Origin of the sequence: Candidatus Propionivibrio aalborgensis (assembly GCF_900089945.1) — a bacterium.
Classification (GTDB): Bacteria; Pseudomonadota; Gammaproteobacteria; order Burkholderiales; family Rhodocyclaceae; genus Propionivibrio; species Propionivibrio aalborgensis.
Genome location: NZ_FLQY01000109.1, coordinates 1 through 12,097, shown reverse-complemented (window position 1 = coordinate 12,097; position 12,097 = coordinate 1). Strand labels below are relative to the sequence as shown.

General features: G+C 57.7%; 12 protein-coding genes. 8 read left to right on the top strand and 4 right to left on the bottom strand.

The window, feature by feature from the left end:
- Positions 1 to 97 precede the first annotated feature (97 nt).
- The 3 genes from bfr (PROAA_RS06880) (at position 98) to PROAA_RS06870 (ending at position 1,370) form a co-directional block, all read left to right on the top strand.
- Entirely contained in the window at positions 98 to 583 is a 486-nt protein-coding gene (gene bfr, locus PROAA_RS06880; RefSeq protein WP_186410634.1) for a bacterioferritin, read from the top strand.
- Between the two features lie 12 nt (positions 584 to 595).
- Positions 596 to 1,078, top strand: a complete 483-nt coding sequence (bfr, locus tag PROAA_RS06875) for a bacterioferritin (protein ID WP_186410633.1) — start codon at positions 596 to 598, stop codon at positions 1,076 to 1,078.
- 61 nt (positions 1,079 to 1,139) lie between these two features.
- On the top strand, positions 1,140 to 1,370 hold the full coding sequence (locus PROAA_RS06870) for a (2Fe-2S)-binding protein (protein WP_186410632.1): 231 nt from the start codon (positions 1,140 to 1,142) through the stop codon (positions 1,368 to 1,370).
- A 73-nt stretch (positions 1,371 to 1,443) separates the two neighbouring features.
- On the opposite strand, the gene rlmD is transcribed toward PROAA_RS06870, so the two are convergent.
- Together rlmD and mnmC2 are read right to left on the bottom strand one after the other, a co-directional pair.
- Positions 1,444 to 2,742, bottom strand: a complete 1,299-nt coding sequence (rlmD, locus tag PROAA_RS06865) for a 23S rRNA (uracil(1939)-C(5))-methyltransferase RlmD (RefSeq protein ID WP_186410631.1) — start codon at positions 2,740 to 2,742, stop codon at positions 1,444 to 1,446.
- Positions 2,743 to 2,771: 29 nt separating this feature from the next.
- Positions 2,772 to 3,527: a tRNA (5-methylaminomethyl-2-thiouridine)(34)-methyltransferase MnmC2 gene (gene mnmC2 / locus PROAA_RS06860; protein ID WP_186410630.1), complete on the bottom strand. Its 756-nt coding sequence runs from the start codon at positions 3,525 to 3,527 to the stop codon at positions 2,772 to 2,774.
- A gap of 98 nt (positions 3,528 to 3,625) precedes the next feature.
- On the opposite strand from mnmC2, the gene petA reads away from it, so the two are divergent.
- Positions 3,626 to 4,171 (top strand): ubiquinol-cytochrome c reductase iron-sulfur subunit, encoded by a 546-nt coding sequence (gene petA / locus PROAA_RS06855; RefSeq protein ID WP_186410629.1) that lies wholly within the window; start codon positions 3,626 to 3,628, stop codon positions 4,169 to 4,171.
- A 70-nt stretch (positions 4,172 to 4,241) separates the two neighbouring features.
- Here petA and PROAA_RS06850 read toward each other — a convergent pair whose 3' ends face one another.
- Positions 4,242 to 5,210 carry a nickel-dependent hydrogenase large subunit gene (locus PROAA_RS06850; protein ID WP_186410628.1) on the bottom strand — a complete coding sequence of 323 codons (969 nt, stop codon included), beginning with the start codon at positions 5,208 to 5,210 and terminating at the stop codon, positions 4,242 to 4,244.
- Between the two features lie 11 nt (positions 5,211 to 5,221).
- Complete coding sequence (locus tag PROAA_RS06845) at positions 5,222 to 6,598, bottom strand: sensor histidine kinase (protein ID WP_245664193.1); 1,377 nt, start codon at positions 6,596 to 6,598, stop codon at positions 5,222 to 5,224.
- A gap of 326 nt (positions 6,599 to 6,924) precedes the next feature.
- Here PROAA_RS06845 and PROAA_RS06840 point away from each other — a divergent pair, with 326 nt between their 5' ends.
- The 4 genes from PROAA_RS06840 to PROAA_RS06825 form a co-directional block, all read left to right on the top strand.
- Complete coding sequence (locus PROAA_RS06840; protein ID WP_186410627.1) at positions 6,925 to 8,040, top strand: sugar-transfer associated ATP-grasp domain-containing protein; 1,116 nt, start codon at positions 6,925 to 6,927, stop codon at positions 8,038 to 8,040.
- A complete protein-coding gene (pth, locus tag PROAA_RS06835) occupies positions 8,024 to 9,931 on the top strand; it encodes an aminoacyl-tRNA hydrolase (RefSeq protein WP_186410626.1) in 1,908 nt (635 codons plus the stop codon). Before PROAA_RS06840 ends, pth (PROAA_RS06835) begins: the two co-directional genes overlap by 17 nt.
- Positions 9,932 to 9,951: 20 nt before the next feature.
- Positions 9,952 to 11,856 carry an aminoacyl-tRNA hydrolase gene (pth, locus tag PROAA_RS06830; protein ID WP_186410625.1) on the top strand — a complete coding sequence of 635 codons (1,905 nt, stop codon included), beginning with the start codon at positions 9,952 to 9,954 and terminating at the stop codon, positions 11,854 to 11,856.
- A gap of 22 nt (positions 11,857 to 11,878) precedes the next feature.
- A partial coding sequence (locus tag PROAA_RS06825) for a hypothetical protein (protein WP_222102141.1) occupies positions 11,879 to 12,097 on the top strand: 219 nt, incomplete at its 3' end.

The following is a 12,097-nucleotide window of genomic DNA, read 5'->3' as shown; positions in this document are numbered from 1 at the left end:
TTGAACATTGGTTTCGGCAAACCCTTCGCTTAGCGATTCAGCCTTAGTATTCACAATCCAGCCAGCCACTTCTCAACACCGACTTCCGGAGAGTCCTATGAAAAGCGACAAAAAGATCATCGACATTCTGAACAACCTGCTGGCCGGTGAATTGACCGCCATCGACCAGTATCTGATCCATGGTGAGATGTACGCGGACATGGGCTTCGTCCGCCTTTCGGAAAAAGCACTGCATGAATCAAATCACGAGCTGCAGCACGCCCGTGCGCTGATCCAGCGCATACTCTTCCTTGAGGGTACCCCCAATCTGGCCAAGCGTGAGGCACTGAAGGTTGGCAAAACGGTACCGGGAATGCTTGAGGCCGATCTTGCAGTCGAATACAAGGTTGTCGGCGAGTTGAAGAAAGCGATGGCTGCCTGCGAAAAGGCCCAGGATTACGTGACGCGCGATATGCTGGCCATACAGCTCGAAGACACCGAGATGGACCACGCCTACTACCTGGAAAAGCAGATTCGACAAATCGGATTGGTCGGTCTGCAGAACTATCAACAGACTCAGATCAGCTCCGGCAATCCGGCATAAAGAGGCACGACGATGAAAAGTGACAAAAGAATTATCGACACCCTGAACAAGGTCCTTAAAAACGAACTGACGTCGATCAACCAGTACTTCCTGCATGCCCGCATGTTTCGCCATTGGGGCCTGGAAAAACTCAACGACTACCGGTACGAGCAGTCGATTCGCGTCATGAAGGAAGCCGACAAGCTGATTGATCGTATTCTTTTCCTTGAGGGCCTGCCCAACTTGCAGAATCTCGGCAAACTGCTGATCGGAGAAGACGCCTTCGAATGCCTGCAGTGCGATCTCAAGTCCGAGCGCGAGATCCAGCGTCCGCAACTGATCGAAAGCATATCGTTGTGCGAAGAACTGCAGGACTACGTCAGTCGCGATCTCCTGGAAGACTTGCTGGAGCATTGCGAGGAAGCCATCGACTGGCTGGAGACGCAGCAAAGTCTGATCAAGGACATTACGCTACCGAACTATCTGCAGGCGCACATCGAGCCGGGTGGCGACTGATCAAACGCCCACGCCATCCCGGTAGCGGAGGCATTGATCTTCCTGATTTTGGAGAACGATTTTGTACGTCTGCGTTTGCATGGCGGTCACCGACCGCCAAATTCGAGAAGCCGCGCAAGGTGGCGCACGCACGTTAAAAGACTTGCGGCGCCTCCTGGGGGTGACCAGCGAATGCGGCCATTGCGCCACGTATGCACAACAGTGCCTGAAAGAGGCCAATGCGTCGCTGCGCGAACTTCAGGGTGAATCACAACGCGATTCTCAGCACATGATCCGCCGGCAATCCTCTTGAGTGCTGTTCAAACAGAATCTGGCAGTCCGCTCCTGGCACACGACCCCGAAAACTGATAGCGAGCGTCAACCGCTCAATCCCTCTCGAACAGTGCTATCGATTCCACGTGCGAAGTGTTGGGAAACATGTTGACCACCCCGGCACCTTTCAGTCGGTACCCCTTCTGCGGAACCAGAATCGAAGCATCGCGCGCCAGCGTCGCCGGGTTGCATGACACATAGACGATCCGGCGAGGCCCGCTTTCGCCGATGGAATTGACCAGCTCCACCGCCCCTTCGCGCGGTGGATCAATCAGCATCCTGTCGAAATATCCAAATGCATTCAGTGCATCCGGGGTTATTGCAAAGAGATTGGCAACAGCGTACTCCACCTGCCGTTCCAACCCATTGGCCTGGGCGTTTTCTGTGGCCCGACGGACCAGATCGGTACTCCCCTCGATACCCAGCACGTGTGCCCCGGAACGTGCAATCGGCAGGCTGAAGTTCCCCAGACCGCAGAACATGTCAGCGATCCGCTCCCCCGGTTGCGGGTCGAGCAAAGCCAGCGCGCGACGCACCAGAACCCGGTTGATTGCATGATTGACCTGCGTGAATTCGGTGGGCGAGAAGAAGTGCTCGATGTCGTAGTCCGGCAAGCGGTAGGAAAGCTGCAGACCCTCCAGCGGGTAGAAGCGATACGCACTGGCCGGTCCTTTGGGTTGCAGAAAAAAAACGACCTTGTGCTGATCGGCAAAGGCACGCAGCAACGCGTCGTCAGCAGTGTCGAGTGGTGCAAGAATCCGCATCACCAGTGCCGTCATCGATTCGCCGACAGCCACCTCGATCTGCGGCATGTCGCGACTGATCGACAAAGCGGAAATCAACTCCCGTAACGGCAGCAACAGCGCAGAAACATGCTGCGGGAGAATCTCACACTGGCGCATGTCGGCAACAAAGCTGCTGCGGCGTTCATGGAAGCCGACCAATACGCCACCCTTTTTCACTACCAGACGCGCTGACAGACGCGCCCGCTGGCGATAACTCCACGCGGTGCCATAAATCGGCGAATAGAGCTGCTCGGCCCTGACACGGCCCAGATGCCACAGGTTGGATTCGAGTATTCGCTGCTTGGCGGCAACCTGCGCAGCTGGGTCGAGATGCTGCATGCTGCAACCCCCGCACACCCCAAAATGCGGACACCTCGGCACCACCCGATCGGGTGATGCCTTCAGGATTCGTTCGGTGCGCGCCACTTCAAAGCTCGGCTTCTTGCGGAAGCTGACATACTCGACCCGCTCGCCAGGCAAGGCACCCTCGACAAAAATCGTTTTGCCGTCAAGGCGTGTTATTCCTCGCGCTTCATGATCCAGCGATTCAATGACTCCGGTCGGCATTCCGCTATCCTGTAAAAAAACGCGCCATTTTAGCCGTCTACGGCATTTGGGTGGGCATCCACTTCCAGGTGTCGATGCACGTCTCCTGGACCGAATCGCCCCACCAGCATTTGCCGCTTGCCGGCATAACCCGGGCGCTTATCCACGTCGAATTTCGCGGCAGTCAGCGCACGGCGCACCTGACCGGCGACCGACCACGTGGCCAGCGTCGCACCGGGCACAGCCAGGCTCGCCAGTGAGCGGCATATTTCTGGAGACCACAATTCGGGATTCCTGGCGGGCGAGAAACCATCCAGATAGAAAGCATCCACCGGCGTTTCAATCCGGGATAAGAGCTGCGCCGCCTCGCCAAAACCAAGCGTGAGCGTAAGACGCCGTTCAACCAGTTCCAGACGGTGAAATCCTGGCACCAAGGCTGGCCAGCATCGATGAAGCTCGGCGGCGACAGAGGATAGTTCGGGCCACGCGGCGTGGGCACTCGCCAGCTCGTCAGCCCGGAAAGGATGCTTTTCAACCGATACAAATTGAAGTTCCGCACAGCGCAGCGGGTCGTTCAGCCACTCCAGCCAGGTCGCAAGAAAGTTGAGCCCAAGCCCGAAACCGGTTTCCAGAATGACGAATCGCTTCTTCCCCCGCCAGCGCGCCGGCAGACCGTTGCCAGCAAGAAACACGTGGCGTGACTGTGCATGCCCTCCGGCAACCGAATGGTAGACATCGCCATAAACTTCCGAAAACGGCGTGCCGTTGGCGTCAAGGATCAGACGGGCGGGTTCGAGAGGTGGCACGAGGTAGTCTTCAAGATCGCGGGGGCCAGCAATGGCTGCTCAAGGCATCAGAGTAGAATGGCGAGACAGCAGATCGTACATTGAATTGACGTTGAACCATGAGCAAGAAATCCGCCACCAATCCGGAACGCCGGCGACTGTATCTTGTCGCCGGTCTATGCACGCTTGGATCCGGTCTCGGTGTTGCCAAGTATCTGGCCGATAGATCACAACCGCCTGAGGGCGATCCGATGCCGGTCGATTTCGGTGATCTGCCACCCGGCAAGTTGCTCACGACAGACTGGAACGGCCGAACGGTCTGGATTCTGCGCCGAAATGCCGAGGTTGTGGCGGCGCTTGCCGACCACGAAGACGAATTGGCCGATCCGAAATCCGAATACTCCCTGCAACCGGAGGGATGCCGCAATCGGTACCGTTCGTTGCGACAGGATCTGTTTGTCGCCATTGGACAATGTACGCATCAGGGTTGTCCGCCTCAGTTGCGGGAAGGGCTTGGCGCACATGGCGAGTTCCTCTGTCCCTGTCACACGTCGAGGTTCGACTTGGCCGGACGCGTATTCCGCGTCGGACCCGCGCGGACAAATCTGGTCATACCCGAATATCGGCTGGAAAGCGAAACCCGCGTGGTGATCGGAGAGGCATAGGGGATTGCTTGTACTAACCGGCGGCAGGCGGGGCTAGGCGATTCAGATTGCACGACGGGCACTGACTGCACTATTCCAGCGTCAGCTCCCAACGCACACAGGGATCAAGTGCCGCGACGGCATGCGCCGCAAACCTGCGCAATTCCACCTCATTCGAACAATCCCTTCCAATGAGCCAGCCGGGAAGCGGCCCCTGCGGGTGAAAGTTCCATTCGGTCGGCGCCACGATGCGGTAATCCGAAATCCGGTCATTCTCCAGGGCAACTTCGTGCATCAGCAGCCCACGAGCAGTTTCCACCAATGCCCGGCCGACACCCGGGGCGACCGACACGGCACTCGCCGTACCGCCGGTGCCTATGTTTTGTCCGCCCGCAGCCCAGGTCTCAAGCTCAGCCAGACGCGCCAGCCAGCGTGCGGCAAACGCTCCGCAGGATGTGACCGTATCACCCCCGTACCGGGCGTAAGCTCCGGTCTCAGCAGAATGTCCGTGCCACGTAGGCATACGAGACATCTCAAGGTCGAGTCGTCCCCAATCGCCCAGTGATGCCCGTGCAGAATGCACTTGCAGCAAGGTCGCCTTTCCTGGCGGAGGCTGTTCCATCGCTTCGATCGACTCGGACAACCGGCTGATCTCGCAAGCTGCGAGCAAAGTTCGCAAGGCCTCACGCTGGTCGGCATCGACCCAGCGGACGGCGTTCAAGAACTGTTCGTGCATCGGCAGTAGTGAAAACAAGGCTGGCAGATCCAGCAGGTAGCGCCAGAGATGTTCGCGCATCACTTCGCTTACGATGTCCGGCACAAGACATGGCAACAATTCCTCACCGCGAGCCGCCGACACCGCCAATTGGGCAGCCAGACCCTGCGCTCGTCCGCACACAGCGAACACCTTGGGCAACAGTGTCACCGCGTCGTCGGCCCTCCGTCCCTTGAGCAAGCCAGCCACCAGAGGCCGCTGACTGCACACATCCGTAGTGAGTACCTTGCCGCCCTCTCCACGCAATCGCAGACGCACGCTGCCGGTATCGAAACCTGCGGTCATCGGTTCATGGTTCAGGTCGAGGCTAACGGCAGGCTAAGACGAAACAATCCGCCTCCCAGGGGATGATTCTCAACGGTCAAGGTGCCGCCATGGCGTTCAACGATGCCGTAGCTGATGGCTAAGCCCAGCCCGGTTCCACGACCGACCGGCTTGGTTGAAAAGAAAGGTTCGAACAACTTGCCCAGATTGGCGGCGGGAATTCCTGGACCGTTGTCGTGGAATTCGACCACCACATCCTCTCCCTGCACGCGTCCTGCGATCACCAGATTTCGCTCCGATGTACCCTCTGTGGCATCGGCTGCATTCTGAACCAGATTCATTACAACTTGCTGCAACTGGCCAGAGGAACCCAGCGTACTTAACCTTCCATCAAACCGCGTATGTACAGAAAACTGATCGGAAATACCCTTCTGCACCCAATTCACGGCGCGTTCGACAATCTCCTGCAGATCGCACACCTGTCGTTCATCACGATCCGTTGCCGAAAAACGCTTGAGGGCATCGACGATGTCACGTGTGCGCTCAGCGCCTTCCAAGGTACCATCGATCAGCGAAGGCAAGTCCTTGAGCATACGGTCAATGTGCAGTTCATCGCGCAAGGCCGCGCATTCCTCGCGCGTAGCGCCGCCATGAAAGGCTGACAAATAACGTCCGAAGCGCTCGGCATAACGCTTCAGGGCAATAGCATTACCATAGACGAAACTGATCGGATTGTTGAGTTCATGGGCTACACCGGCAACCAGACGCCCCAGCGACGCCATCTTTTCCGAATGTATCAGCTGGTGTTTGGTGGTCTTGAGATCTTCGTGGGCTCTACGCAACGCCTGATAGGCACGTTTCAATTCACCGACGGGACGCCCGGTAATAACCAGACCAAGCAGCTTGCCGACACCGCTGTAACGCGGCGTGCAGTTGAGCGATACCGGTATGGCGCCGCCATTGGCGGCGATCAACAGAAATTCGCAGTCAGCGACACTTTGTCCGATTCGCTCAACCAGCAAACGTCCCGCATTCTGTCGCGACTCCTCATCGGCAAAGAGGTCGAAGATCGGTCGCCCATGCAAGGACTTCTCGTCGACGCCCAGCAATGAAACCAGCGCCGGGTTCACACTCTCGATCAAACCCGCGCGGCTGCAAACAATCAGAAGGTCGGACATCGAAGTCAATACCGACGAAATGAACTGCTGCGAGTCTTCCAGCGCAGCGTTCTTCTCTTCAAGACTGACTTCGTACTGCAAGAGGTCGTTATAGACCTCGTCCATCTTCCGAATCACATCCAGCCAGATTCCGTCCTCAGCCGCTGCGGCTGACGCGGCAGCCAGCAGTTCGACGGTTTGCTGGGAGGTATCGTCGCCCTGCTTAGCTGAAGTTATTGACCGGTTCTTCACTGATCCGACCCATTATTCCAAGGTGATTCTGGAGAATGACCCACCCAGCCAAATGCCAAGACTGGCAGATGCTGCCGACGATGATACTGAAAAAGGACAAAAAAATCCCTTGGAACGTAATCAGTTGCGGACGAAATGCCGTCAGAGTGATCAAGACTAGACCGCTTTTCCACTCCCTCACAATGTCGCTTACAATGGCGATCCTGGAGAGGCTGGAAAGCAAGAGCAATTGCTTGGAAGCAAAGTAATTCCAGTGTATCGAGCGAAATTCTAACTGATTGTGTTGGCTAAAACCTGGCGGTTTGCCACCTTCTCTCGGAGCTTTGATGGATTCCCTGTTAGAGAATATAAGGGCGGCACGGGCGGAAGATGGAAAGTCAGTGCCCCGGCAATTGCTCGAGATGTTGAAGCTTCGACTGTGCAAGCCGCCCGTCGGCATCAGTGAGTATTTTGACTACGGCATCTGGCATCGTTCGATAACGGCAGACATGCGTGACGAATTCATCGGGTGGAGGCAGAGCGCCGCTCTGGACCGAGAACTCAATGATGACACTTCACGCGTTCTGGCCAATGACAAGTTGCTCAACTACCTGGTGTTACGCGCCAATGGCTACCCGATTCCCTCGCCCTTGGCGTCTTACAGCGCTGGCGGTCGGCGGATCGCTGACGAAAAGGCGCTTCAGACGCCCGACGAGGTCCGCTCATTCCTGCTGGGTGACGTCTACCCGTTTTATGTCAAACCAATTTCCGCCGGCTATGGCCGGGGGGTTCTTGGGGTGACTGAGCGAGAAGGCACGGGATTTCGGCTTTACGACGGCAGACTGATCGGGCTCGACGAATTCATGGCGCCCTTCGCCTTCGCTCCCTACGGCGGCATGCTGTTCCAGCAGCCGCTTGGCGCGCATCCGGCAATCTCCGAATTGACTGGCACAAAGGCGCTCAGTTGTGTCCGCTTCATCTGCTTTGTCACGCCAAATGGCCCCGTGATACATACGGCATTCTGGAAGATCACCACCGGACGCAACATGCTCGACAACTTTTCACATGGGGATTACGGCAACTGTCTGGGCGCGATCGAGGTTGACAGCGGGAAAATTGTCCGCGTAATTTCCCGCATGGGCCCCGGCGGCCAGGTTGACCGACATCCTACAACCGATAAGCTCTTGCTCGGGATGACGTTGCCTGACTGGGCTCGTGCGGTGGATCTTGTGCACTCGGCCAGCAAACATTTTCCGGGGTTGCGCTTGCAAAACTGGGACGTAGCATTATGCCCGGAAGGCCCTGTTCTCCTGGAACTCAACACCGAGTCGGAGCTCGCCATTCCGCAGGCGATTTCCGGGCGCGGCTTGATGGATCAGCGCCTAAGCCAAATCCTCACCGATATTGCGCGGGACAAAGCGGCCTACCGCGCAGCGATCGCTCAGCATGATGCTGTTTTCTAAACACCGATACGAGCGCGTGCGCGATGCCCTGGCCTGGCGTATTCGAAAAGTATTGGGAAACGCGCTTGTAGATCGCAACCTCGTCAGGATCGCTCACTGCTGGCGCCCACTTCTCAAGAGGCCGGTTTTCATCGGCGTCACCGGAAGCGCAGGCAAGACAACAACAAAGGAACTTTTGCTCGGGGTTTTGTCGCACAGATGGCGGGGAGTGGGCAATCCATCAACACAGAACATGCTCCCGCATGTAGCGCAAACCATCTTGACCGTGGGCCGGAAACACGATTTCTGCGCGATTGAACTGAGCGAAAGCATGCCTGGGGAAATGGACGAGCCACTGGCGCTGCTGCATCCTGAGGTGGGAATCGTCACCGTGGTCGGCAACGACCATCTGGCCGCCTTTGATTCAATCGATGCACTGGCCGCGGAGATGGGCAAGCTGGTCGAACATCTACCGGCTCAGGGCACCGCCATCCTCAATGCAGACGATGCGCGCGTCCTCGCCATGGCCCTCAACTGCACGGCAAAAGTCATCACCTATGGTCTTTCACCAGACGCCGAGCTCCGTGCCGAGGACATCAGCTCAGTTTGGCCGGATCGCCTGCAAATGACGCTGGTACTCAGTTCAGAGCGGGTAAGAATCCGCACCCAACTTTGTGGAACGCACTGGGTTCCTTCCGTACTGGGTGCCATTGGCGGCGGGCTGGCAACAGGCATGACTCTGGCTGAATGCGCCGAAGGAATCGCCAGCGTTGCCCCCTTTGACGGCCGTATGCAAGTGGTGTCGGCGTCTGAGGGCGTGACGTTCATCCGTGACGACTTCAAAGCACCTCTGTGGACGGTGGAGGCGTGTTTCAAATTCATTAAGGAAGCGCGTGCCAGACGAAAGATCATCGTGGTGGGCACCCTGTCGGACTACGGCACAGGTACCGGAGCCTCGAAAAAATATGCTGAAGTGGCGCAGCGCGCGCAGCAAGTAGCCGACTTTACGGTGTTCGTTGGCCCCTGGGCTTCCAGCGTACTGAAGACCCGCCAACCTGGGAGGGAAGACGCATTGCGCGCTTTCAGCCAGGTTCGGGAGGCCGCCGAGTACGTCAACTCAATCACCTGCGAGGGCGATCTGGTCTTGCTCAAGGGCACCAACAAACAGGACCATCTGTTACGTATTATCCTGGCGCGCAGCGAAGGCGTGGCCTGCTGGCGGGACGACTGCAAGCTGCACAGAATGTGCAATGTGTGTCCCGACAGGACCAAACCGTCCGGCTTGGCCAACTTGCAGCCAACAACAAGCATCACCGATACAACGGCGCCGTTTCCGCCACCCGCCTTGCGCCCCATCGAAGCCGATGAACAGGTCATTGTCGGCCTGGGCAACCCCGAAGCCCGGTATACCGGGACGCCACACAATGTCGGCCATGAAGTGGTGGATCGCCTCGCTGCCTCATTCGGGCTCACCTGGGAGGAAACACCCGCAGCCTGGATCGCTCGCGGTTCTTCGCCGGGGCGAGCGATCTGTCTGCTCAAAATCCGGCTGGCCATGAATCACACAGGCGCCGGTCTGAAGCGACTAGCGGAAAGCCTGGCGTTCGACCCCGTGCAATGCATTCTGGTGTTCGACGACCTTGACCTGCCGCTCGGTGCCGTGAAAACCCGCATCAAAGGCAGTGCAGGTGGGCATCGTGGCGTTGCTTCCATTCTGGAAGCGTTTCAGACCGATGCCTTCCGCCGGGTCAAGATCGGCGTGGGTCATGCGTCGGCAAAACTTGATCGCGTCAAATACGTGCTATCGGCTTTTGATGAAGAAAGCCGTGCTACCATTTACCAGGCGATCTTGACGGCCGAGGCGCATGTACTCGAATTGCTGGAACGTCCCAGCGTGGCGAAACCGCATTGACCAGGAACTCATAACAACACATGCGATCCGTTCCCTACATGACGTTCATCCGCGTGCGGAATGCCCTCGCCTGGCGTTTTCGCCGAATAGTGGGAGACGCACGGCTTGATCGCGCCATCGTAAAAATTGCCTGGAGGTGGCGCCCGCTGCTCAAGAAGCCGGTGTTCATTGGTATCGCCGGAAGTGCGGGCAAGACGACGACAAAAGAACTCCTGCTCGGCGTTTTGTCGCACAAAGGGCGGGGAGCAGGAAACCCGGCCTCGCTCAACGCGCTCCCCGAAGTGGCCAAGACTGTCTTGCGGGTGCGCCCGACGCACGATTTCTGCGTCGTGGAACTGAGCGAGGACAAGCCAGGCATCCTGGATGCGCCACTGGCCCTGTTGCAGCCCGATATCGGCATTGTCACGGTGATAGGCAACGATCATCGGAGCGCCTTTAGCACCCACGAGGGCATCGCCGGCGAGGTGGGCAAACTCATCGCCTCGCTCCCGTCTACCGGCACCGCTGTCCTCAATGCCGACGATCCACTGGTAATCGCCATGGCCGCCCACAGCGCCGCCAGGGTAATGAGCTATGGGCTTTCACCCCATGCCGAGCTGCGCGCCGAAGAAATCAGCTCGGATTGGCCGGATCGTCTGCAAATGACCCTGGTATACGGTACTGAACGCGTAAAAATCCGCACCCGGTTGTGCGGAACGCACTGGGTTCCTTCCGTTCTGGGGGCCATTGGCGGCGGGCTGGCAACAGGCATGACTCTGGCTGAATGCGCCGTAGGAATCGCCAACGTTGCCCCCTTTGACGGCCGAATGCAACCTTTGGATACGCCCGAGGGAGTGACATTCATCCGGGATGATTTCAAGCCAAGCTTATGGACGTTCGAAGCATGCTTCGATTTCATGAAAGTGGCACAAGCCAAGCGGAAAATTATCGTCATCGGCGAAATCTCGGACGTTATTGCAGCTAAAGAAGTGACGTACAAAAGAATTGCGATACGTGCCCAGGAAATCTGCGATGTAACAATTTTTGTTGGCCAGTGGGCTTCCAGTGCTCTCACGGCACGTCAGCCTGGAGAAAACGAAAAAGCATTGCGCGCTTTCAGCCATGTCCGCGATGCTGCCGAGTACGTCAATTCAATCACCCGCGAGGGTGATCTGGTGCTGCTCAAAGGCGGTATCAAAAAAGATCATCTGCTGCGCATCATCCTGGCGCGGAGCGAAAACATCGCCTGCTGGCGCGATGACTGCGCTCGGGATTCATTCTGCAACGAGTGTCCGCATCGGTCCAAACCTTCTGGCTTAGCCGCCTTGCAGCCGGCAACAAGCATCACTGAAATAGCGGCGCCGTTTCCGTCAACCCTTCTGCGCCCCATCGAAGCCGATGAACAGGTCATTGTCGGCTTGGGCAACCCCGAAGCCCGATATGCCGGGACGCCACACAATGTTGGTTATGAAGTGGTTGATCAACTCGCTGCCTCATTGGGGCTCACCTGGGAGGTAACACCCGAAGCCTGGATCGCTCGCGGTTCATCGCCGGGACGAGCGATCTGTCTGATCAAAATTCGAATGGCGATGAACCTCACAGGCGCCGGGCTGAAAAAGCTTTCAGACACTATGGCCTTCAGCCCGGAGCAATGCATTTTTGTGTTCGACGACCTCGACCTGCCGCTTGGCACCGTGCGTACTCGACCAAGAGGCAGTGCGGGAGGGCATCGCGGCGTTGCTTCGATTCTTGAGGCGTTTCAAACCGATGCCTTCCGCCGGGTCAAGGTCGGCGTGGGTCATGCGTCGGCAAAACTTGATCGCGTAAAATATGTGCTAACGGCTTTTGATGAAGAAAACCGCACCATCATTGACCAGGCGATTCTGACCGCCGAGGCTCGCCTGCTCGAAATGATCGGACCTCCCAGCATAGCCAAAGGCCATTAGCTCGAAAAGAAGAAAGCACATCATGCCTGGCGCATTTGAAAAGGGTATCCGCCGCGTAAGGAATGCACTCGCCTGGCGCCTGCACAGGCTGCTCGGTGACCGCGTCGTATACGGCACTCTGCTTGCCAGCGCCAGGCTCTGGCGCCGGCTGCTGAAAAAACCGGTGTTCATTGGCGTGACGGGAAGCGCCGGCAAAACCATGACCAAGGAACTCCTGCTGGGAATGCTCGCGCACAAGGGC

Coding starts and splice junctions, on each gene's coding strand:
- rlmD (WP_186410631.1), bottom strand. CDS start 2,742: ATGCCGACCGGAGTCATTGAATCGCTGGATCATGAAGCGCGAGGAATA.
- pth (WP_186410625.1), top strand. CDS start 9,952: ATGCGATCCGTTCCCTACATGACGTTCATCCGCGTGCGGAATGCCCTC.
- bfr (WP_186410633.1), top strand. CDS start 596: ATGAAAAGTGACAAAAGAATTATCGACACCCTGAACAAGGTCCTTAAA.
- PROAA_RS06850 (WP_186410628.1), bottom strand. CDS start 5,210: ATGACCGCAGGTTTCGATACCGGCAGCGTGCGTCTGCGATTGCGTGGA.
- petA (WP_186410629.1), top strand. CDS start 3,626: ATGAGCAAGAAATCCGCCACCAATCCGGAACGCCGGCGACTGTATCTT.
- pth (WP_186410626.1), top strand. CDS start 8,024: ATGATGCTGTTTTCTAAACACCGATACGAGCGCGTGCGCGATGCCCTG.
- bfr (WP_186410634.1), top strand. CDS start 98: ATGAAAAGCGACAAAAAGATCATCGACATTCTGAACAACCTGCTGGCC.
- PROAA_RS06840 (WP_186410627.1), top strand. CDS start 6,925: ATGGATTCCCTGTTAGAGAATATAAGGGCGGCACGGGCGGAAGATGGA.